This is a genomic window from Psychromonas aquimarina ATCC BAA-1526, from assembly GCF_000428725.1.
In the GTDB taxonomy this organism is placed as follows: Bacteria; Pseudomonadota; Gammaproteobacteria; order Enterobacterales; family Psychromonadaceae; genus Psychromonas; species Psychromonas aquimarina.
In genome coordinates this window covers 1-23542 of the sequence record NZ_AUAM01000043.1, presented here as the reverse complement: position 1 = coordinate 23542, position 23542 = coordinate 1, and the positions used below count along the sequence as shown (strand labels likewise).

General features: G+C 42.6%; 18 protein-coding genes and 1 tRNA gene. 13 read left to right on the top strand and 6 right to left on the bottom strand.

What is annotated here, in order from left to right:
* The first annotated feature begins 137 nt into the window (after window positions 1–137).
* Genes G337_RS0115255 through G337_RS0115240 form a run of 4 tightly spaced genes read left to right on the top strand, consistent with a single transcriptional unit; the run spans window position 138 to window position 3560 of the window.
* On the top strand, window positions 138–884 hold the full coding sequence (locus tag G337_RS0115255) for a flagellar basal body rod protein FlgF (protein ID WP_028864670.1): 747 nt from the start codon (window positions 138–140) through the stop codon (window positions 882–884).
* Window positions 885–940: 56 nt separating this feature from the next.
* Entirely contained in the window at window positions 941–1729 is a 789-nt protein-coding gene (gene flgG, locus G337_RS0115250; protein ID WP_028864669.1) for a flagellar basal-body rod protein FlgG, read from the top strand.
* Window positions 1730–1742: 13 nt separating this feature from the next.
* Window positions 1743–2426: a flagellar basal body L-ring protein FlgH gene (gene flgH / locus G337_RS0115245; protein ID WP_028864668.1), complete on the top strand. Its 684-nt coding sequence runs from the start codon at window positions 1743–1745 to the stop codon at window positions 2424–2426.
* A 33-nt stretch (window positions 2427–2459) separates the two neighbouring features.
* Entirely contained in the window at window positions 2460–3560 is a 1101-nt protein-coding gene (locus G337_RS0115240) for a flagellar basal body P-ring protein FlgI (RefSeq protein WP_028864667.1), read from the top strand.
* A 69-nt stretch (window positions 3561–3629) separates the two neighbouring features.
* On the opposite strand, the gene G337_RS0115235 is transcribed toward G337_RS0115240, so the two are convergent.
* Complete coding sequence (locus G337_RS0115235; protein ID WP_028864666.1) at window positions 3630–4949, bottom strand: Na+/H+ antiporter family protein; 1320 nt, start codon at window positions 4947–4949, stop codon at window positions 3630–3632.
* A gap of 175 nt (window positions 4950–5124) precedes the next feature.
* Here G337_RS0115235 and flgJ point away from each other — a divergent pair, with 175 nt between their 5' ends.
* The 4 genes from flgJ to G337_RS29435 all read left to right on the top strand — a co-directional run bounded on the left by flgJ (window position 5125) and on the right by G337_RS29435 (window position 12095).
* Entirely contained in the window at window positions 5125–6165 is a 1041-nt protein-coding gene (flgJ, locus tag G337_RS0115230; protein ID WP_028864665.1) for a flagellar assembly peptidoglycan hydrolase FlgJ, read from the top strand.
* On the top strand, window positions 6158–8230 hold the full coding sequence (gene flgK, locus G337_RS0115225) for a flagellar hook-associated protein FlgK (protein WP_028864664.1): 2073 nt from the start codon (window positions 6158–6160) through the stop codon (window positions 8228–8230). The genes flgJ and flgK overlap by 8 nt, the downstream gene beginning before the upstream one ends.
* A 132-nt stretch (window positions 8231–8362) precedes the next feature.
* Window positions 8363–9871, top strand: coding sequence for a flagellar hook-associated protein FlgL (gene flgL / locus G337_RS0115220; protein WP_028864663.1), 1509 nt, complete (start codon window positions 8363–8365; stop codon window positions 9869–9871).
* A gap of 268 nt (window positions 9872–10139) precedes the next feature.
* A complete protein-coding gene (locus tag G337_RS29435; protein WP_051303278.1) occupies window positions 10140–12095 on the top strand; it encodes a flagellin N-terminal helical domain-containing protein in 1956 nt (651 codons plus the stop codon).
* A 289-nt stretch (window positions 12096–12384) separates the two neighbouring features.
* Here the strand turns inward: G337_RS29435 and G337_RS27780 are convergent, their stop codons facing one another.
* Together G337_RS27780 and rrtA are read right to left on the bottom strand one after the other, a co-directional pair.
* Window positions 12385–13452, bottom strand: a complete 1068-nt coding sequence (locus tag G337_RS27780; protein WP_051303276.1) for a GGDEF domain-containing protein — start codon at window positions 13450–13452, stop codon at window positions 12385–12387.
* 50 nt (window positions 13453–13502) lie between these two features.
* Window positions 13503–14087, bottom strand: a complete 585-nt coding sequence (gene rrtA / locus G337_RS0115205) for a rhombosortase (RefSeq protein WP_028864661.1) — start codon at window positions 14085–14087, stop codon at window positions 13503–13505.
* 31 nt (window positions 14088–14118) lie between these two features.
* Between rrtA and G337_RS0115200 the strand changes: the two genes are divergently transcribed.
* The 3 genes from G337_RS0115200 to G337_RS0115190 all read left to right on the top strand — a co-directional run bounded on the left by G337_RS0115200 (window position 14119) and on the right by G337_RS0115190 (window position 15727).
* Window positions 14119–14730: a tRNA-uridine aminocarboxypropyltransferase gene (locus tag G337_RS0115200; RefSeq protein WP_028864660.1), complete on the top strand. Its 612-nt coding sequence runs from the start codon at window positions 14119–14121 to the stop codon at window positions 14728–14730.
* A gap of 2 nt (window positions 14731–14732) precedes the next feature.
* On the top strand, window positions 14733–15149 hold the full coding sequence (gene arfB / locus G337_RS0115195) for an alternative ribosome rescue aminoacyl-tRNA hydrolase ArfB (protein ID WP_028864659.1): 417 nt from the start codon (window positions 14733–14735) through the stop codon (window positions 15147–15149).
* Between the two features lie 254 nt (window positions 15150–15403).
* A complete protein-coding gene (locus G337_RS0115190; RefSeq protein ID WP_028864658.1) occupies window positions 15404–15727 on the top strand; it encodes a hypothetical protein in 324 nt (107 codons plus the stop codon).
* A 163-nt stretch (window positions 15728–15890) separates the two neighbouring features.
* On the opposite strand, the gene queC is transcribed toward G337_RS0115190, so the two are convergent.
* On the bottom strand, window positions 15891–16553 hold the full coding sequence (queC, locus tag G337_RS0115185) for a 7-cyano-7-deazaguanine synthase QueC (protein ID WP_028864657.1): 663 nt from the start codon (window positions 16551–16553) through the stop codon (window positions 15891–15893).
* 81 nt (window positions 16554–16634) lie between these two features.
* On the opposite strand from queC, the gene queE reads away from it, so the two are divergent.
* Window positions 16635–17312, top strand: a complete 678-nt coding sequence (gene queE, locus G337_RS0115180) for a 7-carboxy-7-deazaguanine synthase QueE (RefSeq protein WP_028864656.1) — start codon at window positions 16635–16637, stop codon at window positions 17310–17312.
* A 342-nt stretch (window positions 17313–17654) separates the two neighbouring features.
* Window positions 17655–21542, top strand: a complete 3888-nt coding sequence (gene hrpA / locus G337_RS0115175) for an ATP-dependent RNA helicase HrpA (RefSeq protein WP_028864655.1) — start codon at window positions 17655–17657, stop codon at window positions 21540–21542.
* Window positions 21543–21667: 125 nt separating this feature from the next.
* Here hrpA and G337_RS0115170 read toward each other — a convergent pair whose 3' ends face one another.
* Together G337_RS0115170 and G337_RS0115165 are read right to left on the bottom strand one after the other, a co-directional pair.
* Window positions 21668–23305: a response regulator gene (locus tag G337_RS0115170; RefSeq protein ID WP_028864654.1), complete on the bottom strand. Its 1638-nt coding sequence runs from the start codon at window positions 23303–23305 to the stop codon at window positions 21668–21670.
* 142 nt (window positions 23306–23447) lie between these two features.
* Window positions 23448–23531: transfer RNA gene (locus G337_RS0115165), tRNA-Tyr, on the bottom strand.
* Between the last annotated feature and the right edge of the window lie 11 nt (window positions 23532–23542).

The following is a 23542-nucleotide window of genomic DNA, read 5'->3' as shown; positions in this document are numbered from 1 at the left end:
GTTTGTTTAATAAAACGCACCTTTCACGGTGCGTTTTTTGTTTTATTTTCCTATTTAATGTTATTGGCATATCTTTTGCATTTACTTCTGTGTAGAAGTAACTCGTCGTATCGGTTTAAACCGGTTAAGGAATCAAAATGGATCGCTTTCTTTATATTTCAATGTCTGGTGCTAAAGAGACCATGAATTCCCTGGCTGTTCATGGTAATAACCTGGCGAATGCTAACAGAACCGGTTTTAAAGCAAGCTTTGAGCAAGCAAGAAGTATGCAGGTATATGGAGAAGGACTGCCCACCCGCGTTTTTGCTTTGGCAGAAGAGCCCGGGCAGAATTTTGATAGCGGTACGTTACATACAACCGGCCGTGATTTAGATGTTGCTATTCGTGATCAAGGCTGGCTGGTAGTTGAATCGCAGTCAGGTGAACAGGCAATGACCCGCGCCGGCGGTTTAAATATTAATCAGCAGGGGTATTTAGTGGATGATCAGGGCAATCAGCTCCTGAGTCAGCAAGGTACGCCTATTTTTATTCCGTTACCGGTTGAAAAATTTAATATTCGTCAGGACGGTATGATTGAAGTGCGTCCGGAAGGTGCTCCGCCAGAAGCCATTGAAGAGGTTGCACAGCTTAAACTGGCTAACCCGGATATTAAAGATCTGATGCGCGGCAGTGACGGTTTATTCAGACGCATCGATGGTGTTGATCCGCAGATGAGCCTTAACGTAGCACTTGAGAGCGGTTCACTGGAATCATCGAATGTAAATTTGAGCAGTGAGTTAACCAGTTTAATTAATCTGCAGCGTCAGTTTGAAATGCAGATTAAAATGATGAAAAAAGCGGAAGAGATTGATAAGAGTTCAGAATCTCTATTACGTGTTGTTTAGGTTTGATTTAGTGATCAGCTAAACAGCCGTTATTAAAAGAATTAAGGAGAAAGATTATGCATCCCGCTTTATGGATAAGTAAGACAGGGTTAGATTCTCAGCAGACTAATGTAGCCACTATATCTAATAACCTTGCTAATGCCAGCACCGTTGGTTTTAAAAAAAGCCGTGCTGTTTTTGAAGATCTGCTTTACCAGAATATTAACCAGCCGGGCGCAAATGCGACGCAGAATACAAAACTTCCTTCCGGGTTAATGATCGGTTCAGGTGCAAAAGTGGTTGCTGTGCAGAAAAACTTTTCTCAAGGTAATGCTTTAACAACATCGAATTCATTAGACATCATGATTGACGGGCGTGGCTTTTTTGAAATCGAAATGCCCGACGGCAGTTCATCATATACACGTAATGGTCAGTTTCAGTTAAATGAAGAAGGCATTATTGTCACGCCGGGATCGGGTTATCCGTTATTACCGCAGGTACAAATTCCAACTAATGCCCAGTCGATCAGTATTGGTTCGGAAGGCGAGGTATCGGTGCGTATTTTAGGACAGGCGGAAAACCAGGTGGTTGGCCAGCTTAATGTAAATGATTTTATTAACCCCTCTGGACTTGAACCGCTGGGAGAGAATCTGTTTTCTGAAACAGGTGCCAGCGGCGCACCGCTGCAGGGAACACCGGGCGGTGACGGTCTTGGCTTTTTACGTCAGGGTATGCTGGAAACATCCAATGTAAATGTTACCGAAGAACTGGTAAATCTGATTGAGAGTCAGCGTGTTTATGAAATGAACTCAAAAGTAATTTCTGCGGTTGATGAAATGCTCTCTTACGTTAGTCAGCAGTTATAATAGGTGGTGTGTTATGTTTAAAGCTGTACTGGTAATCAGCATTGTTTTATTAAGCGGCTGTACCTCTCTGCCCAATGAAGAAATGAAAAATGATCCGGAATTCGCTCCGGTTGAACCGCAGGAACCAGGGCTTGATGTAGTGGAAAGCGGCTCTCTTTTTCAGCCTAGTTATGCTAATAATCTCTATTCAGATATAAAAGCGCATCGTGTTGGTGACATTATTACTGTTTTCTTACAAGAATCGACTTCAGCAAAGAAACAAGCCGGCACCAGTCTAGAAAAGAAAAATGACTATGATCTGGGCATTGATCAGATGACAGTGCCTGCGGTATGGAGTAATGCATTATCAACTTCGGGTGCCAGTTTTGGTTTAGGTCAGAAGAGTAAGTTTGAAGGTGATTCCGATGCTGACCAGAGTAATAGTTTACAGGGCAGTATTACAGTCAATGTAACCAGGGTATTAAGTAACGGTAATTTAGAGATACGCGGTGAAAAATGGTTAATGCTTAATAACGGTGAAGAGTTTGTGCGCATTACAGGCATTATCCGCTCTGAAGATGTAAGTTCAGATAATACCGTTCCGTCACTGCGTGTGGCAAATGCCCGTATTCAGTACGGCGGTACCGGTGAGTTTGCCAATACGCAGAAACAGGGCTGGTTAACAGCATTCTTCAGCGGCCCGTACTGGCCTTTTTAAACCAGACAAAGATTGATAAGCAGGGAGTTTGCTATGCAGTTTACAATCAGATTACTTTTAAGTCTGCTTCTGCTGACATTTTCGGCCGCGGGTTACAGCGCGCGAATTAAAGATATTGCCAGTGTTCAGGGAGTGCGAAGCAACCAGCTGGTTGGTTATGGATTAGTTGTTGGTCTGCCGGGTACAGGTGAGAAAAGCAGTAAGTTTACCGAGCAGGCGTTTGCAACTATGCTGCGTAATTTTGGTATCAATATTCCTGCGGGTCAGACGTTAAAAATTAAAAATGTTGCCCCCGTTGCTATCACTGCGGAGTTAAAACCCTTTGCTAAACGTGGTCAAAAGATTGACGTTACAGTATCGGCAATTGGAGAGGCAAAAAGCCTGCGCGGCGGAGAGCTGCTGCAGACCTTCTTAAAAGGGGTCGACGGTAATGTTTATGCACTTGCACAGGGCAGTTTAGTGGTCGGTGGTTTAGGAGCCGAGGGAGCTGACGGATCCAAGGTTGTTATTAATACTCCGACTGTCGGACGTATATCAAACGGTGCAATTGTTGAGCGGGAAGTTGTGTCACCGTTTTCTAAAGGGGACACAATTACTTTTAATCTGCACCAGTCTGATTTTACTACGGCGAAAAGAATGGCTGATATTATTAATAATTTAGTTGGGCCGAATACAGCCAGTTTATTAGATGCCACTTCTGTACAGGTGCTGGCACCGCGTAATATTTCTCAGCGGGTTTCTTATTTATCAACGCTGGAAAACTTAGAATTTGAACCGGCACGCTCTAACGCCAAAATTATTGTTAACTCCCGCACCGGCACAATTGTGGTTGGCCAGGATGTGAAATTACTGCCGACAGCGATCACCCATGGCGGTATCAGTGTAACAATTACTGAAAATAAAGAGGTCTCTCAACCTAATGCATTTGCAGGTGGAAGAACCGAAGTTACAGATAACAGCACTATTAATGTCACCCAGGAAGACAGCCGCATGTTTAAATTTGATACCGGCATCAGCCTTAATGATTTAGTACGGGCAGTCAATGAAGTCGGGTTAGCGCCTGGTGATTTAATGGCAATTTTAGAAGCGCTTAAACAGGCCGGTGCACTGCAGGGTGAGCTGATTATTATCTAGAAAACCTGGCGGAAATAAAAAAGGGAAAACAGTCGGTCTGCTTTCCCTTTTTTTGTTACTTTGAAACAACTATAGAGTCATAGCAGCAATCCAGCCGAATGCGATTAACGGCAGATTGTAGTGAATAAAGGTAGGTACAACCGTATCCCAGATATGATCATGTTTCTCATCGGCATTAAGACCGGATGTTGGACCTAGTGTGGAGTCCGATGCAGGAGAGCCTGCATCGCCCAGTGCTGCTGCTGTACCCACAAGGGCAATAGTTGCCATCGGTGAGAAACCGAATGCGACAGCAAGCGGTACATAAATTGTCGCGATAATCGGAATCGTTGAAAAAGATGAACCGATACCCATAGTTACCAGTAAACCAATAACCAGCATTAATAAGGCCGCTAACCCTTTGTTGTGACCAATGCTTGTGGAAAGCATTTCCACTAAAGTTTCAACGCCGCCTGTTGATTTCATTACCGCGGCAAAACCGGCAGCCGCAATCATAATAAAACCTATCATTGCCATCATATGCACACCTTTAGTGAACACATCATGGGTTTCTTTCCAGGCGATAACGCCGCCGGCAGTAAATACTACAAAACCTGCTAATGCACCGATAATCATAGAGCCGGAGGTCAGCTGTGTTGCTAATGTTGCGATAATCGCAATACAGGCAACTGTGATATGACGTTTGTCCAGTGCCTTAGTTTCTGACTGCTTAACAGGCTCTGTAACCGGGTAGTCACGAGGTTTTCGATAACTGAAAAATACCGCTATCAGCAGACCCGTCACCATACCTAAGGCAGGTAAAATCATTGCCGTAGGTACCTGGCTGGCAGTTACATCTAAGCCGTTATCATGTAAGTTTTTTAATAAAATATTATGTAAAAAGATGCCCCCGAATCCAACCGGAAGAACCATATAAGGGGTGATTAAACCGAAGGTTAAAACACAGGCAATTAAACGTCGGTCTAAACGTAATTTAGTAAATACAGCCAGCAGCGGTGGAATTAAAATAGGAATAAAGGCGATATGTACCGGGACGACATTCTGTGATGCGACTGTCATCAGCAGAATTAAAGAGAGTACAACATATTTAATGACATAGGTAAGATGATCCGGGTGTCTGCCATGGATGCGTTTAATAATGGTTTGTGCTAACAGATCGGTAATGCCTGATTTAGAAATAGCTACCGCAAATGCACCTAACATTGCATAACTTAATGCAATTGTTGCACCGCCGCCTAAACCGCCTTCAAACGCACTAACCGTATCCGTTAACGACATGCCTGCGCTTAAACCGCCGATCATAGCGCTGAGCGTTAATGCCACGACGACATTGATACGCATCAGCGACAGGGCAAGCATTACGCATACCGAGAGTAAAACCGGGTTAATCATAAATAGTCCTTATTTAGTAGAAAGAATAAAAAGTGTGCATCTTACGCGACTATTTGACTGTGCAAAAGTTAATTAACCAATGCCATAAATTAACGGTCAAAAAACATTCAAAACATAATGGTGGCATTATTTTTGCTTTGTTAACGGTAACGGATAATAAATGAGGCTGAAAATGGCTAATCAGGCAGTGACACAGGCAAGCAGTTACTTTGACTTACAAGGGTTAGACCAGCTGCGTCAAAAAGCCCAGGGTAACAGCAAAGAGGCGATTCGAGAGGTGGCAAATCAGTTTGAATCAATGTTTGCCACTATGCTGATCAAATCTATGCGCCAGGCTAATGAAGCTTTCGAAACTGACAGCCCGTTTAATAACAGACAGACAAAATTTTATACTGATATGCAGGATAAACAGTTAGCCCTTGATATCAGCCGTCACGGCTCTCTGGGGCTTGCTGATGCATTAGTCAGGCAACTTGACCCGAGCTCAATTATCGGTCCTAAGTCTGTGCCTCAGGAAGAGCTTACTATGCCGGACAGTAAAAAACAGCAGATGATTGATTTAGACCAAGCTTTAGCGCCGCTTAATTTAAACCCGGCAGACCGAATGAGTTCTTCGCAGCAGCTGTCTGCAGGAAATAAAGAATCAGCTGTTGCTGAAAATATTCAGGCAGTTATCAATACCCGGCAGCCTGAAGATAATAACGGCGGCAAACGGCCGGAATTTGCCGATAAAAAATCATTTATCGAAACATTAATGCCCTATGCCAAAAAAGCGGCGCAGGTATTAGGTATTACTCCGGAAGTATTGGTTGCACAATCGGCATTGGAAACCGGCTGGGGTAAAAAGATTATTAATACCGCAGATAATCAAAGCAGTTTTAATCTGTTTAATATTAAAGCCAATAAAAGCTGGCAGGGAGACAAGGTCGCCAAAGACAGTTTAGAAGTGGAAGGCGGGGTTGGCGTTAAGCGCCGTTCTAACTTCAGGGCTTACAGCAGTTTACAGGAGAGTTTTGCTGATTATCAGAACTTTATTTCCAAGAATAAACGTTATCAGGAAGCGCTGCAGCAGGGCAGTAATGCACAGGCTTATATTGAAGAGCTGCAGCAGGCTGGATATGCTACAGATCCGAAATATGCTGAAAAAATTAAAAGAATTATGCAGAACCAAGAGTTTAAAGCAGTTTTAGCGGGAGGAGATTTCAATGGCTGATCTATTTCAAATTGGTTTGTCGGGCATTTATTCATCACAAGCAAGCCTTGCTACCACTGGTCATAATATTGCCAATATCAATACGGAAGGTTATTCACGTCAAAGCACGCAAGTGTCTACAGCAGGTGCAGATCGATCTGGTAATTTCTTTATCGGTCGAGGTTCGGTTGTAACCGGTATTGAACGTGCTTATGATCAATTCGCTTTTACTGAAAACATAATGAATACTTCGCAATATGGTTATGCTAAAAGCGCATTCGAACAATCCAGTCAGCTTGATATGCTGCTTTCAGATGAAAGTACTGCTGCCACTAAACCCGTTTTAGGAATGTTTGAATCTGTGAATGGAGTGGCCGATCATCCGAATATGCTTGAGTCTCGCAAAGTATTTCTTGAGTCTGCGACTAATATGGTTAATCAGTATAACCGTCTTTATGACAATATGGAGATCCAGTATAACGGTATTAATAATGATATCACCAATACGGCTGCCACTATTACCACACTGGCTGACAATCTTGCTAAAATTAATGCACAGATTGCTGCCGTAACAGGCAGTGGTGATCAGAGTAATGCCAATGATTTAATGGACCAGCGTGATAAGGCGATCACAGAATTAAGTCAGTATGTCAATGTTTCTGTGGTAGCTGCTGAAAATAGTATGGTAAATGTTTATATCGGCAGCGGCCAGTCATTAGTGATGGGATCGCAGGCATTATCCGTTATTGCTGTTAATGGTGATCCGGATCCCTCTCGAAAAGAGCTGGCAGTAAGTATTAATGGAAAATCTCAGCAAGTGGACGGAAGCCGTTTAGGCGGCAGCGTTGCAGCTATGTTTGACACTCGTGAAAATGTTGTTGAGCGCGCTTTTAATCAGCTTGGGCAGAATATTTTAGGATTAACGCACTCGATTAATGAGCAGCAGAAAGAGGGGCAGACGCTGGAAGGTAAAATTGGTGAAGATCTGTTTAATGATATTAACTCGGATCTGACCATGAAAAGCCGTGTTTTAGCACATAATGACGGTTTGGGCAGTGCGCAGTTAAGTTTACGTGTTGATGATCTTAGTCAGCTTACACCGGATGAGTATGAACTGGTTGTTGACAGTTATGCAGCAGGGCCGCCGGAGTTGATCGGTTTTAGTGTGACCAATCAGAGTACAGGTTCGACACAAGTTTTAGCGCCGGTAGATTTATCGGTAACAAAGCGTATCGAAATCCCTAATTCGGGTTTAAGTATTGGTGTTGATGCGATTATCGCTGCCGATCCGCCGGTAGCTGGTAAATCATTTACCCTGCGTCCGACACGTTTAGCTGCACAGCAGGCCAGTCTGCAGCATACAGATCCGGAAAAAATTGCAGCTGCTGACGCTGAAATTAAAGTGGCGGCCGATGCGGCTAACACCGGAACGGCAGAACTACGTACCAGCGCCCTTAATAATCCGCAGGATCCTTTGTATATGGATGCTGATAATCCGCTTGAAATTGTTATTACTGGTAATGCTGCCGGGGTGATCACTTACGATATTCTTGATAAAAGTGGTAATCCGGTGACTTTACCTGCGGGATCGGCAAATACCTATAGCCCGGCAAAAGTTGTTGGTGATGCATTGACCGGTCTGACGGTAACGCCGGATCTGCTTTCAGGAAAAGTGACTTTTTCTCTTGCGGGTGTTGATGTTGAAATGTACGCCGGCTCTCCTGCCGCCGGTGATAAATTCACCCTTAATTATAATGAGACGGGTGACGGTGATAACCGTAATATGATGAAAATAGCTGATTTTCAAAACCAGAAAATAATGAATAATAACAAGGCTACTTTTCAGGATGTATACAGCGGCATGTTATCTGAACTGGGGGCTAAAACGGCCAATGCAGATGTTTCGATGCAGTCTACTTTAATTTTAAAGACCCAGTCCTTTGAACGCATGCAAAGCACTAGCGGGGTTAATATGGATGAAGAAGCTGCTAATTTACTACAGTATCAGCAGTATTACAGTGCCGCCGCCCGGGTTATTACCGTCGCTAGTGAGCTGTTTGATACAATTTTACAATCCGCAAGGTAATGTAAAAACCAGGTAAGCTGCTTTACCTGGTTTTTCTTCCCGTCTCCCATATCTCAAATAAACTGGAATGATTTTTGCATCTTATAATCTGGATTGAGTTTACCGGCTCATAAAAGTATAAGAGAGGCAATTATGCGCATTTCCACCCAGGTTTTCTTTCAACGTAACACTGAAAGTGTATTAACAAAACAGACCGATCTGAGCCAGCAGAATATTCATCTGTCGACTCAAAAACGGGTTATTCACGGCTCTGATGATGCAGTGGCAATTTCGACTATTCAGCGTTTGAAGCAGGACCTTTCCGTCGGGGAGCAGTATATAAAAAATGGTGAACTGGGCGAAACCGCTAATGCGCTGGAAGAAACCTCTCTTGCACAGGTCACTAATATACTGCAGCGTACCCGTGAGCTGCTGGTAACTGCTGGTAATGAAACTTATAACGCTGAAAATCGTGAAGCAATTGCGAAAGAGCTGGAAGGACTGCGCGAAGAGTTAATGGGCGTGGCGAATACCAAAGATGGTAACAGTCAGTATATTTTTGCCGGGTTTGAAGTGGACACCCAGCCTTTCCAGAAAAATGAATTCGGTACTGTTGATTACCATGGTGATAGTGGTGATCGTGCTTATAAGGTGGGGCCTGGGGTTTTTGTAACAGGTAATGATTCCGGTTCATCAGTATTTACCGATATAGCGGAAGGCAACGGTACTTTTGTTTCTGAGGGAAACATTAAAAATACCGGTTCAGGTGTAATTGATGAAGCTTCGGTAATTGACAGCAAAGCAGCTAATGGCTTTTTAAGTGAAGATTACACTATTGCCATCACAGAACCCGCACCTGGTGCAGATCCGGAATACTCGGTATACGGTTTAAAAGAAACAACTGTTACCGGCAAGGCAGATGTTAAAATCACCAAGGTTGATTTAAACGATGCCAATATAGCCAATGTTAATCCGGCTAATACCTTCCCGGATATAAACAGCGATATAACAATTGAGTTTGTAGCAACTGCAGTGCCAACCGAGTTTGAACTGCGTATTAATGGTCAGTCTTCCCTGCCGGCTGTATATGACAGTGCTAATACGACAGCCCAGGAGATAACGATTGACGGTATTTCCGTTGAAGTTGACGGTCTGCCGGCTGCCGCCGATCAATATACTTTAACCAAATATGTTGCTCCGACTCTGTATACAGAGGGGCAGTCGATTGAGTTTAACGGCATCAAGACCGAGCTGAAAGGTAAAGTTGATGACTTAGATAACTTCACATTACGCCAAAGTGAAACAAAGGACATTTTTGCCACTATGCAGGATTCCATTGACGCATTAAGGATGCCCGGTGAAGACGATGTATCAAAAGCACAGCGGGAAATGCGTTTAGATATGGCGCGTCACCAAATTGACAATACCATGACCAATGTATCCGGCGTTCGAACATCTGTGGGGGCGCGTATGCGTACTATTGATAATCAGCGCGAATCTACTCAGGATTTTAATCTTACGACACAAAAAACATTATCAAATTTAGAAGATCTAGATATGGCCTCGGCAATTAGTGATTTTAAACTGCAGATGAGCTTACTGGAAGTCACGCAGCAGACGTTTGTACAGATGCAGTCATTAAGTTTATTTAAATTAATATAAAACCACTCACTTTTAAGACAAAAAAAAGAGGCAATTAATTGCCTCTTTTTTTTTGCCTCTTGTTTAAAACAAGAGCAAGATTTTTATCTCTGCATTTTACTTCTTGCTGTATTTAATAAGTTGTTGTTTATAAGGTTAATGTTTGATGTTTTTAAAAGTTGGCATGGAACTCGCATTATAAACCTTGAGAGTAAAAATTGACGGTAATTAATACAGAAATTGCCGATTTCCCGTTCAAAGGGATAGAAAAGGAACTAAGGAGCAAATTATGCCGCAGATGATTAATACGAACATAATGTCGCTGAATGCACAGCGTCAGTTAAACAAGAGTCAGCTCACGCAGAACGAAGCGATGGAGCGTCTATCGAGTGGTCTACGTATCAACAGTGCAAAAGATGATGCTGCCGGTCTGGCAATTGCAACGGGTATGGAATCACAAATTCGTGGTATTAACCAGGCTGTACGTAATGCTAATGATGGTATTTCAATGTCGCAGACCGCAGAGGGCGCGATGGATGAGATGACCAATATCCTGCAGCGTATGCGTGAACTTTCGATTCAAGCTGGTAATGATACCAACTCGGCATCAAACAGAGCATCAATCCAGAAAGAAGTTGATCAGCTTTATGAAGAGTTGGACCGAATTTCAACGGTAACCCAGTTTAACGGCGTGAATTTATTAGACGGCAGCGGCGGCAGTACAACGCTGCAGATCGGGGCGAACTCCGGTGAAACATTAACGTTTGCTATTGATGCAGTAACAACAACTGATCTTAACTTAAATGCAGTTTCTGGTTTAGGGGATCTTAACGGCGGGCGTGTAAGCGGTAGTGCTCCTCTATTAAATGAAGTGGCTATAAATGGTGTTGATATTGGGGCTCCCGCGAGTGGCGCAGCTGATGATATTGCCACTGCAATTAATGCTAAGCAAGGGTTAACTGGTGTTATAGCTTCTGCTTATAATATTGTGGAAGGTGGGGCTGGTATTGACGGCACTACTAACGGTAATTTAGTCATTAATGATGTTGTAATTGCAGCGACCTCCAGTGCACAAGACTTAGTTGATACCATTAATCGCGATGTAGGTGGTGTTACTGCCTCACTAAATAGTGAGGGTGGATTAGTGCTTAGTAATGATACAGGTAAAGCAATTGATATCGGTGATAGTGACGGCTCATTAGCCCCTAATCCGAGCGCTGCTGATGCGGCGGCTGCTGCCGCCAGTATTGGTTTAGTGCAGGATAATTATCAAGGTTATGTATCTTTAAGCAGTTCAGATGGAACACCGGTTGAAGTCGGTGTAGGATCTGCAGGTACTGCTACCGTTTCAGATGTACAAGATTTTGGCTTTAATATTTCAACTGGCTCAGATGTTATTAAAGGCGGTCAGGTTAATGTAAATGTGATTGATGGCAACGATGGTATTAAAATTAATGGTGTTGAACTTGGTGCTGTTACAGGTACTTCAGCGGCTGATAAAGCGTTTGGTATTAATGCAATATCCGCTCAAACTGGGGTAACAGCTTCGGCGACAACCGAGGTTAAGACGTCAGTCAGTATTGCTGCATTGGTTACTGCTGGTGATTTATCTATCAATGGTACTGCCATTTCCGTTGTTGGTGCTACTTCTTTAGATGATGTTGTCACCGCTATTCAAGGATCGACATTACAAGGTGTTGTTGCAACTGCTGATACAACAACAGGTGAACTTGTTTTAACCTCACAGTCTGGTAATGATATTGTATTAGCTGGTACAGGTCTAACTGCAGGTACTACCCGTGGCGAAATTACCTTAACCGGTCAAGATGGCCAAGATGTTACTATTACCAGTACTGCATCTTCTCAAGCATTACAGGAAGCTGCTTTTGATAAGTTAGGCCTTACTGATGCGGGGGGCAACAGCGGTGCTATTGGTAAAGGTTTGAGTGTTAACACTGCGGCTAATGCCAGCAACTCTATTAACCGTATTGATGAAGCGCTAAGTAAAATATCTGATTCGCGTGCAAATCTCGGTGCAATTCAAAACCGTTTAGGTTCTACAATTTCTAACTTAGAAAATGTATCGCAAAACTTATCAGGTGCTAAATCACGTATTTTTGACGCTGACTTTGCAGCTGAAACATCGAAAATGAGTAAAGCGCAGATCCTGCAGCAAGCGGGTACTTCAATGCTTGCTCAGGCTAATGCAAGTACGCAAAATGTATTATCATTATTACAGGGCTAATAATATAAATACATGGTGGTCGACTTTAATAAGTTAAACCACTACAGGCAAAATGGGTGAAGATTTCCTTGGTTTTTACTCTCATTTTCTCCTCTGTTCTCACCCATTTAAAGACAGCCTAGGCTGTCTTTTTCGTTTCTGTCTTGTTCTTTTATACTGCAGCACACCTGTTTTAGTTAACTGTCTTATTTAATTTATTAATAAGTGACAGCGAATAATTATGTACTAACTGTTTGTTGAATCAGTTGTGATATGACGTGGCTGTTCAATAATCAGTTGGCCACTAGATTTAAATGCAGTGGATAACTTGGTTACGTCCGCATTTTTTAGCCTGATATAAAAGCTCATCGCAAGCTTTATAAGCATACTGTTCGCTGATAATCTGCTGAGGTTTTATGGTAAATACCCCTGCTGACAGGGTCAGATAAGCGGATATCCGGCTGTCTTTATGGGGGATCTGCAGGAGCTCAATGGTTTTTCTTATCTCTTCCGTTTTAGTGACGGCATCCAGCTCTTCTTTTACTTGAAATAAAAGAGCGAACTCTTCACCGCCGATCCTGAATACAGCATCATTAGAGCGCTGCATTTCAGCCTCTAACTGCTGAGCTACCTTAATCAGAGCAGAATCTCCCTTCTGGTGCCCGTAGGCATCGTTATAATATTTGAAATAATCAATATCAAGCATAACAAAAGCTAATATATTTTTATTACGTTTCGCGGTATTTATCTCTTTAGCAAAAACACTGTCAAACTGTCGGCGGTTATAAAGTCCGGTTAATCCGTCTGTCTGACTTATAATCTCTAGATTTTTCTGCGTATCAGTTAACTTTTTAAGCGTGGCAGATATTGACCATTCGGAGAGGTAAGAAAAGAAGACGGATGTAAGAGCAATAAAAGTAAAGCGTATAAACTCTAATACTTCTATTGTCTGGCCAACCCAGGTAAACAGCATTGCTAGTACAATGAATAGATAAATACCCGTAAATATTAAGCCGTTTTTATGTCCGTAGATAATCATGCAGATATAAATATATAAAAATGACCAGGTGGCAGAATAATGCTGTCCTTTGTTGATATAAATTATTAATAACAGACCGCTTCCCATCAGCAGCGTTAACAGGATAATAAGCAGTGATTTCTGTTTTTTAAATATAATCAGGCTGATCGAGAAAAGCCCCAATAACAACCCGCATCCGTAAAACAATGCTGTATTACCATAATAAAAATGCCCGGCAGTAAAAAGAGCAAGACCTATCAGCGAAAGAAAAATAACAAAATTAGCTGTGATACCTTCTCTGTATTCGACAGGATCTTTATAGGTGAGTAATTTTAGATGAGTGCTTGCCCAGTTTATCATTGCTCATAACGTCCCTTTTATGAAAATCACATTGTAACAAAGAAGCTGTTTTATTTACTTTTCGTAGTAACTTGTTGCTTTGAAAATGATTTGTGTGTGATATAAAAAACAATTCCAGCCAGCGCACCATAGGCGTGAGCGTTAACCATTACCTGAGCGCCGATTAAATCAATTGTACTTTGCTGTGCACCATAAACCTGCTCAGAGACGAGCTTAACAAGCAAACCAATACCTAGCAGGTAACCCCAGCGGTCTTTATTATTAATATCAGCCGCCGCCCCGTAACTAAACAATCCGTGTAAAACTCCCGATAATCCGACATACCAGATAACATCTGACTCAAAGAAAAACAGGCATAAGCTGATAAAAAGGCTGTTAAAAATAATCATAGGCCATAATCGTGCTGTTTTAAAAGTATCGAGAAACAACACTAAAGTAATAATTAAACCTGCGAGGTTCATCAGCAGATGATTTAGATTTGTGTGGCAGAAGGTCGCGCTTAACAGGCGCCAAATTTGACCTTCAGCGATACCTGTGTGGTAATATGCAAGAAACTGACTCGCCTGCGGTTCAAAGAGATAAACTACAACTGATATTAATATTATCAATGTCGTTTCGATAATTCGCTTGCGCATGAATTTCCTTTTCTATTTTGAGGTTTTATTAATGAGTAAAAGAGCTGTTTGTAAACGCTGCTCAAAAGCCGCATCGGCCTGTATTTGTGCCACGATTAAATCGATTGATAATCAACATTTTTTACATATATTGCAAGATCCCAGTGAAGAAAAAAAGGCAGTGGGCACCGCTAGAATTTTAGATCTGTCGTTAACCCGCTCAAAAATCAGCATAGGAGAACGCTTTGATGCTGATATGTTTGATTTAGACAACAGCTATCTGGTGTTTCCCGATGAATCTGCAATTCCTGCTCAACAGCTTTTGCACAGTAGAGATATTAACAGCAGCACTCAGTTTATCTTACTCGACGGAAGCTGGAAAAAAGCCTACAAATTATTAATGAGTAACCCGTTTTTACAGGTTCTTCCAAAAGTATCAATTAATGTTGATCAGAAAAGCGCCTATCGGATTCGTAAATCGCCGCGTGAAGACGGCTTATCAACGGTTGAGGCTGGATATTATCTGTTATCACAACTGGAAAAGAGTAGTGAAAAGTTTAAACCACTGCTGGAAAGTTTCTCTTATATGATTGATTATCAGATTTCAAAAATGCCACCGGAGATATACCAGAAACATTATCTCGATAAACAGGAAGAGCAATAACCATGTTAAAAATATCAAACGGTGTTGAAATCGCCGACTGGCAGATCGATATGACTGCTATTCGCGCACAGGGGGCCGGCGGACAGAATGTTAATAAAGTGTCGAGTGCGATTCATTTACGCTTTGATATTAACTCTTCAACACTGCCACCGTTTTATAAAGAACGATTATTGAAAATATCGGACAGCCGTATCACCAGCGACGGGGTGATTATTATTAAGGCGCAGAAGCATCGTACCCAGGAAAAAAACCGTATTGATGCATTAGAGCGTTTAAAAGAGTTGATACTGTCAGCGGTAACGGTACAAAAGGTGCGCCGTGCCACGAGAGCAACACGAGGTTCACAGCGCCGCCGTATGGATAAGAAAACCCAGCGCGGACAGACAAAAAGCATGCGCAGCAAGAAGATCGATTATTAATATCCATCCTTATTAGAAATAATGAGCAGATAGCCGCTGCCGCAGCAGTTAATTTTTTCTGCTTTCTGTCAGCAAATTCATGCTGTTTTAATTGTGCTTGATAGTGGATTTTAATGGATTTATTTATCTGAATTCATATAAAATAAAAGATTAAACACACTCTAACTGAGTGTTCTTAGGGGCAAAAAGGATTTTTTCGACCTCATTCAATAAGACGTCAGGAGTTACTTCACGTCGAGTATTTGTTGAAGAAAATGAAAAGTTACATCTATAGAGAAGTAAAATTAAGTCTGCAGCATTCAGATAATTTCAGCGAAGAAGGCCTAGAGCGCGCCAAAAAAATGGCTGCCTTGATGTTAGATAAAGGCATTGAAGCGAATTCAATGCATTTGATCTTCTGCAGAGAGGGATTTATTTGTGCAGACTCGCAGGCGGACGGAAAGGTATTAGAAATCCGTGAAACGAGTACAGGAGAAGGTAAATTCTGGGTTCCAAAGCAAAAAAAGCGCAGCCGATATACAGGCACCTTTTTATTAATTAGTTTGTTTCTTCTTGCTGTTATTTCAGAGTTTAAATAAGCGAAATGACTTATAAAGAAGTTTACAGCATAAGCTGCAGGCGAAAGCCTACGAAAAAACAAATCCGTAACTGCTTTTAAATTTAAAATTATCAGTTGCACAAACAAAAAAGCGATAACCACCTGCATGATTATCGCTCTTAAAATCCTGCAAAGGTTAAAAATTAATCTTCGTATGGAACCGGATCGGTAACACCATTGGCAGCAAATGCTTCAAGGCGTTCAACACATGAACCACACTTGCCGCAGGCTTTTTCACGGCCGTTATAACAGGTCCAGGTTTTGCCGTAATCAAGGCCCATTGCTAAACCGTCTTTTAAAATACCAATTTTATCGCTGTTCAAATAAGGCGAGAAAATTTCAGTTTTTTCATAATTGGCAATGGCCGCTACATCATTCATCTTTTCAACAAACTCAGGGCGGCAGTCAGGGTAGATAGCGTGGTCACCGGAATGGGCGCCGTAATAAACTTTTTCTGCTTTGATAGAAACAGCATAACCAATCGCTAAAGAGAGCAGAATCATATTTCGGTTAGGTACAACCGTGGTGATCATATTCTCTTCCTGATAGTGACCAAGTGCCACGTCAATTGAGTCATCAGTTAATGAAGAGCCGCCGATTAATTCATTAATGGCTGAAATATCAATAACCTTATGTTCAACTCCAAGTTCTTTACAAACAGAGCGCGCCACATCTATCTCTTTGATATGGCGCTGCCCATAATCAAATGTTAGTGCGTAAGGTGTTAAACCCTGCTGAATTGCCTTGTGCAGAACCGTGTATGAATCCATTCCGCCGGAATAAATGACAACGACTTTTTTGTTCATAATATTTGTATTTCCTACTATATTCATTTATAAAGCTGGTCATCTAAATTTTGACCAATTATTAAAGAGTATAATACGCCAATGCATCCGAACTACAAAGTAAATGAATTATTTCAGACCATACAAGGTGAAGGTTTTTATACCGGAGTACCGGCGATCTTTGTGCGGCTGCAGGGCTGTGATGTCGGCTGTGCCTGGTGTGATACCAAACATACCTGGGAAATAGATCCCAATAAACAGAGCGCTTTAAACCTGTTAACCGACCGCAGTAATGAATCGGATCGCTGGGCTGATGTGAGTGCACAGGATATTGTAGATGAAATCAAACGTTTAGGTTATACGGCTAAATTAGTGGTGATCACCGGCGGAGAACCATGCATGGCTGATCTGCGAGAATTAACGCATCTGTTACATGAATTTGGTTTTCAGACTCAAGTTGAAACCAGCGGCACCTACCCGGTTTTAGTAGATGCTTGTACCTGGGTGACCCTTTCACCCAAAGTAAAAATGCGCGGCGGAAAAGTAGTCTTACAGTCGGCACTTGAACGCGCTAACGAAATCAAGCATCCGGTTGGTACAGAAAAGGATATAGAGCAGCTGGATGAGCTGTTATCGCAGCTTAAATCGACAAGAAATAAAACCATCTGCCTGCAGCCTATTTCGCAAAAGCCCAAAGCAACGGCTTTATGCAGCCGTGTTTGTATCGAACGTAACTGGCGTTTATCGGTACAGGTGCATAAGTATCTGGGTATTGATTAGGGGCTGTTGATCTTTCAAGGTTGTTTTTGCAACAGTTTGCTGGCTATTTATACAAGGCAGAGTCTATGTAGTGTAGTTATTCTACATAAATAGACGACAACGCATACGATCTTGTCAGCAAACGTTGCCCTTCGGGTTCATCTCAAAGCGTTTTGCTCTTTGTTGAACGAAATTCATTTAGGTGACTAAGCCACATCTCGTTCGCCGTGATCAAAATGCTTTTAGATAGAACAAAAATTAACCGGTAAAGATCAACAGACCCTAACTGCCGCTAGTTTTATCCTGTCTTTTTTCCTTTCGCCTTGCTAGGATCATTTTTTTGATCCTTGCTAGGTATTCGTTTTGACCATTTCTGCTTCTACTTTAAAAAAACATCTCTCTAAGGTCTTATATAAGGACCAGTTTCGTTTAGCACGGCGCATCGACGGCGCAGCCAAACTAACAGCCCCGGAAAAAGCAGAGCAGGCCTTAACGAAAATTGCCTGTGATATTCAAGTTTCAATGGACAGACGTGAGATGCGTTTAACTAACCTGCCTGAGGTGAGTTATCCGGATCTTCCGGTCAGTCAGAAAAAAGATGAAATAGCCGAAGCTATTCGCGATAACCAGGTGGTAATTATTGCCGGTGAAACCGGCTCCGGTAAAACTACACAGATACCGAAAATCTGTTTAGAGTTAGGCCGCGGTGTCAGCGGGCTGATTGGGCATACGCAGCCGAGACGTCTGGCTGCACGTACTGTTGCTAATCGTATTGCCGAAGAGTTGGATTCAACTTTAGGTGAAACCGTTGGTTACCGTGTTCGTTTTACCGATAAAGTCAGTGAACAGTCTTATATTAAGCTGATGACCGATGGAATATTATTAGCAGAAATTCAAAACGACCGTTTTTTAAGCCAGTACGACACCATTATTATCGATGAAGCCCATGAACGCAGCCTGAATATCGACTTCTTATTAGGTTATCTGAAACGTCTGTTACCGCGTCGTCCGGATCTTAAAGTTATTATTACTTCGGCAACTATCGATCCGGAACGTTTTGCCGAGCATTTTACTGATCGTAATGGTAAAAAAGCGCCGATTATTGAAGTATCAGGTCGTACCTTCCCCGTTGAAACTCTGTACCGTTCCCTGGAAGATTATGCCGGCGGCGATCAGATCGAAGGTATTTTTAATGCTGTTGATGAACTGCAGCGCTTAGGGCGCGGTGATATTCTTATTTTCATGAATGGTGAGCGTGAAATTCGTGATACTGCAGAAGCATTAACACGTCGTAAATTACGTGATACTGAAGTTCTGCCGTTGTTTGCTCGTTTAAGTGTTGCAGAGCAGAACCGTATATTCCAGTCACATCGCGGCCAGCGTATAGTCTTAGCAACAAACGTGGCTGAAACCTCGCTGACGATTCCGGGCATTAAATATGTGATTGATACTGGAACGGTGCGTATCAGCCGTTACAGTTACCGTACCAAAGTGCAGCGTCTGCCGATTGAACCTATTTCTCAAGCCAGTGCGAATCAGCGTAAAGGGCGCTGCGGACGGGTCAGTGAAGGTGTGTGTATCCGCCTGTATGATGAAGATGATTTTCTGTCTCGTCCGGAATTTACGGATCCGGAAATTCTGCGGACCAATCTTTCTTCGGTTATTCTGCAGATGCTTTCCCTGGGGCTTGGTGAGTTAAATAAATTTCCTTTTGTGCAGCCGCCGGAAGATCGAAATATTAAAGACGGCCTGCTGCTGTTGGAAGAGTTAGGGGCGGTTAATTTAAATACCAAAGATCCGCGCAAAAAACTGACCCCATTAGGCAGACAGCTGGCTAAACTGCCCGTTGATCCGCGTTTAGCACGTATGATACTGGCTGCCGATAAGTTCGGCTGTGTACATGAAGTGATGGTGATAAGCAGCGCATTAAGTATTCAGGATCCCCGTGAGCGTCCCATGGATAAGCAGCAGGCATCCGATGAAAAGCACCGCCGCTTTTTTGACAAAGACTCGGATTATATGGCTTTTGTTAATCTCTGGAATTACCTGAAAGAGCAGCGTAATGAGTTGTCCAGTAATCAGTTTAGAAAAATGTGCCAGAAAGAGTTTCTGGCTTATATGCGCGTACGCGAATGGCAGGATATCTACGCGCAGATCAAACAGGTGACCGATGAGCTGGGCATTAAAGTTAATCAGCAGCCGTCGAACTTTGATTCTATTCATCAGGCTTTATTAGCCGGGCTGTTATCGCATATTGGTTTTAAAGATAAAGAAGCGGAATATCTCGGTGCACGTAACAGTAAGTTCTTTATGTTTCCCGGCTCCGGTTTGTTTAAAAAACAGCCTAAATGGGCCATGGTTGCCGAGCTGGTGGAAACGTCAAAACTGTTTGGACGTATTGCCGCGCGCATTAAACCTGAATGGGTTGAGCTGCAGGCACAGCACCTGATAAAGCGCAGTTATAACGAACCGCACTGGCAGAAAAAATCCGGTGTAGTTGGGGCGTTTGAGAATCAAACCTTATACGGTCTGCCGATTGTTAGTAAACGTAAAGTAACTTACACCAAGATTGATCCGGTTTTATGCCGTGAGTTGTTTATTCGTCACGCGTTAGTGGAAGGGGAGTTTATAACCCGTCATAAGTTCTTTAAGGATAATCAGCTTTTATTAGAGGATATCGAAGAGTTAGAACATAAATCCCGCCGCCGCGATATTTTAGTTGATGATGAAACTCTGTTTTATTTTTACGATCAACATATTCCCAGCAATGTTGGCAGCGCCAAGCAGTTTGACAGCTGGTGGAACAGAGAAAAGAAAGCAAATCCGGAACTGTTAAATTACCAGCGTGAACAGGTGATGGCTCACGGCGCAGATAAAGTGACGGCAAATGCTTATCCGGATTTCTGGCAGCAGGGGCCTTTTAAGCTTAACTTGAGTTATGCTTTTGAACCCGGGACAAAACAAGACGGTGTAACTGTTGATATTCCGCTTGCGCTGCTTAATCAAGTACAAGGGGGCGGATTTGACTGGCAGATACCGGCACTGCGTGAAGAGTTATTAATTGCGCTGATTAAAACCCTGCCTAAAACCCTGCGTCGTAATTTTGTGCCGGCACCTAATTATGCACAGGCCGCTATGGTGGTTATGGAGCCGTTAAAAATGCCGTTATTAGAGGCATTTGAAAAACAGCTGCTGAGAATGACCGGGGTAAGAATTCCTGAAAATTCATGGGATATAAGTGCCTTACCTACCCACCTGAAAATGAAGTTTAATGTTATTAATGATAACGGCAAGAGTGTTGCTCTGGGAACGGATCTGGCTTTGCTGCAGCATGAATTAAAAGGTGAGGTTAAAGAGACTCTTTCTAAAGTATCTAAACAGGGTATTGAAAAAACGGGGTTAGTTGCATGGGATTTCGGTAAGCTGCCGACCTCATTCAGCAAAGACCACGGCGGCTATGAAGTAAAAGCATTCCCTGCACTGGTTGATAAAAACAAAAGTGTGGCGATTGAGCTGTTCGACAGTCAGGAAAAAGCGCTTCGTGCGAATCAAAATGGTTTACGCCGTTTAGTACTCCTGAATGTGCCTTCGCCGATTAAATATCTGCAGCAGAGTCTGCCTAATAAAGCCAAATTAGGGCTGTATTTTAACCCCTTCGGACAGGTAAAAGATCTTATTGATGACTGTATCGCCTGTGCAGTGGATGCAATATTAAAAGAAACTAAACCTGCACAGAACGAAGATGAGTTTGAAACTCAGAAAGAAAAGGTGCGGGCAGAATTAGCTGATCGTACGCTAGTGATCACGCAGCTGGTTGAAGAGGTATTAACCCTGGCGCATGCTGTCAATAAGAAGCTTAAAGGCAAAGTTGATTTAACTATGCTGGTTGCCCAGGGAGATATCAAATCGCAGCTGCAGCGTCTTATCTTCCCTGGATTTGCCTGTCAGGTGGGAGAAACTAAGCTGCCTGACTTGAAGCGTTATTTAACGGCGCTGCACAAACGTTTAGAAAAATTGCCGGTGAATCCGACTCAGGACCGTTTACATACCATTGCAGTTAATGAGCTGGAAGCGCGTTACAGCGCTTTATGTAAAACCATGATGACGAATGAGAAAGAGCATGCACAACTAGCTGAAATATACTGGATGATAGAAGAGTTAAGAGTGTCTTTCTTTGCCCAGCAGCTGGGGACCGCTTATCCGGTTTCCGAGAAACGGGTTAAATTAAAACTGGCTGAGCTGAAAGGTTAGTTGTTTTAGTATTTTGAGCTTTTGTTATCGTTAAGCATGTTCTTCTGGTAAACGCATCTAGTTACCAGGAACCGCTTATCCGGTTTCCGAGAAACGGGTTAAATTAAAGCTGCTGAGCTGAAAGGTTATTTTGATACTTTGAGCTCAGCTAATTCATGTTTGAGCTCCTTGTAGCGTACAGCATGCTCTTCTGGTAAGCGGGTATTACTTAATAAATTAAAGCTGGCCTGGCATTTAGTTAACAGTACCTGCCTTTCCTCGTTCTGACTTTGTTTAAGCAGCTGGATATATACCTGAATGCGGTTGAGCAGTGCCCCGGAGTTAAGTGCTTCGAGTTTCAACGCCTGATTGAAATGCTCTAGAGCAGTGTCGTATGATTTCTGCTTGAAAGCCTGTATGCCCTGTCTGTTATGCTCCTTAAAGGTTTGTACACGTAATTCAAGGGCTTCTCCGGTCTGTTTTTTTATCGAAATCTGGGTGCTGGGGTCCATGATATCGCGCTGATTCAGCTCTTCTAAATACGGCTCTGCATAATCAAATTCGCCGATATCTAATAATGAAAAAAGGCTTTCGCACAGGAATGTTGTATCTAGATCGGTGATCTCTGTTTCGCTGTTCTGCAGGGTGCTTAAGATTCTGCGTTTTGCTTTTAGCGGTTCATCAATAGCGATGGATATTTTAGCCTGGCAGATCTCATCAAAACCGTTGAAATCAAAATTATTATTGCGCCCTTCCTCAAAACGGCTCTGATATAGTGCAGAATTAACCTGTTTCAATATCAGCTTACGCTCATTGATATCTTCCTGCTCCTTCGCATAATCAATAATGCTGCGGATATAATTGGCTAAATGGCAGGGATCGGGATAAAAGGAATTGCGGCTGAGCTGTAAAATAGCGGAGTAGCTGCTGAGCATTATCTTATGCTCGTTCATTTCATTTGCCAGCAGAGCAACCTCCTGGTGACGCTCAATGCTGTGGTTGGTCATGTTGGCCGCATGCGTGAGGATATTAAGCGCTTTACTTAGGTCGCCGTTCTCCTGGTATGAGCGTGCTAACCATTGATAGGCTTCCATCTGCAGCGGCGTATTATAGATGGTCTCTTTTAAAAGCTTAATGGCTTCAGGATATTTCTTCTGCAGGTAATAAGCTTTACCTAAACTGATGCTGGCACGAACCAGCGGACGTTTCTCAACCAGAGGTTTTAATATTTTTTCAGCCGCTTCGAACTGTTGAGTCTGAATAAAAATATCGGCAAGCAGGTTCTTACACAGGCCGCGAAATTTTGGCGCGCTGTTGATTTTCTCTCGGCATAGTGTGACAGCTTTCGGGTATTCTTTATCTTCCAGTGCTTGAAATATATCTGTTAACACCGCTTTTTTCTGTGATGCCTTGGTCAGACGGTTAAATAACTGTGTTTGCGAGAAGGGCTTCATTAAATAATCATCGGGGGATTTTTCAATGGCGGTCAGCACCATACCTTTGTTGTTATCGCCGGTAATAATAAAGCATAAAGCAGTACTGGGAATGAGATGATTATTGCGCAGGTAATCCAGTAACTGAGCGCCGTTTTTCCCAGAACCCAGATTGTAATCAATAAGGTAGATATCAAATTCTCTATGATGCGCAAGTTTAACCGCATTTTCAGCGCTGTCTGAAAAAGTGATATTTTTTGCACCTTGATTGGTGAGCATTGTTTTCAGCATGATATGGAATGCTTTTTGATCATCGACAATCAGAATGTTTTTATTTTTGTAGCTAAACATTGAGCATTCACTTCTGCGGTTACTTTAATAACTAAGTGTAGATAAATCCGAGTTAGATTAAAACGCTAATAATAAGAGAATTGTTAATAAGAGACATTGGATATAAAAAGGGTGAAGCAGGAGATTATAGTGAAGATTGAAATGGTGGAGGGAGGTGGATTCGAACCACCGAAGCTTACGCGGCAGATTTACAATCTGCTCCCTTTGGCCACTCGGGAACCCCTCCGTCATTTCGCG

Coding starts and splice junctions, on each gene's coding strand:
- G337_RS0115170 (WP_028864654.1), bottom strand. CDS start 23,305: ATGTTTAGCTACAAAAATAAAAACATTCTGATTGTCGATGATCAAAAA.
- G337_RS0115200 (WP_028864660.1), top strand. CDS start 14,119: ATGAGTAAAAGAGCTGTTTGTAAACGCTGCTCAAAAGCCGCATCGGCC.
- G337_RS0115240 (WP_028864667.1), top strand. CDS start 2,460: ATGCAGTTTACAATCAGATTACTTTTAAGTCTGCTTCTGCTGACATTT.
- rrtA (WP_028864661.1), bottom strand. CDS start 14,087: ATGCGCAAGCGAATTATCGAAACGACATTGATAATATTAATATCAGTT.
- flgL (WP_028864663.1), top strand. CDS start 8,363: ATGCGCATTTCCACCCAGGTTTTCTTTCAACGTAACACTGAAAGTGTA.
- flgK (WP_028864664.1), top strand. CDS start 6,158: ATGGCTGATCTATTTCAAATTGGTTTGTCGGGCATTTATTCATCACAA.
- G337_RS27780 (WP_051303276.1), bottom strand. CDS start 13,452: ATGATAAACTGGGCAAGCACTCATCTAAAATTACTCACCTATAAAGAT.
- flgG (WP_028864669.1), top strand. CDS start 941: ATGCATCCCGCTTTATGGATAAGTAAGACAGGGTTAGATTCTCAGCAG.
- queE (WP_028864656.1), top strand. CDS start 16,635: ATGCATCCGAACTACAAAGTAAATGAATTATTTCAGACCATACAAGGT.
- G337_RS0115255 (WP_028864670.1), top strand. CDS start 138: ATGGATCGCTTTCTTTATATTTCAATGTCTGGTGCTAAAGAGACCATG.
- flgJ (WP_028864665.1), top strand. CDS start 5,125: ATGGCTAATCAGGCAGTGACACAGGCAAGCAGTTACTTTGACTTACAA.
- G337_RS0115190 (WP_028864658.1), top strand. CDS start 15,404: ATGAAAAGTTACATCTATAGAGAAGTAAAATTAAGTCTGCAGCATTCA.
- queC (WP_028864657.1), bottom strand. CDS start 16,553: ATGAACAAAAAAGTCGTTGTCATTTATTCCGGCGGAATGGATTCATAC.
- flgH (WP_028864668.1), top strand. CDS start 1,743: ATGTTTAAAGCTGTACTGGTAATCAGCATTGTTTTATTAAGCGGCTGT.
- arfB (WP_028864659.1), top strand. CDS start 14,733: ATGTTAAAAATATCAAACGGTGTTGAAATCGCCGACTGGCAGATCGAT.
- G337_RS29435 (WP_051303278.1), top strand. CDS start 10,140: ATGCCGCAGATGATTAATACGAACATAATGTCGCTGAATGCACAGCGT.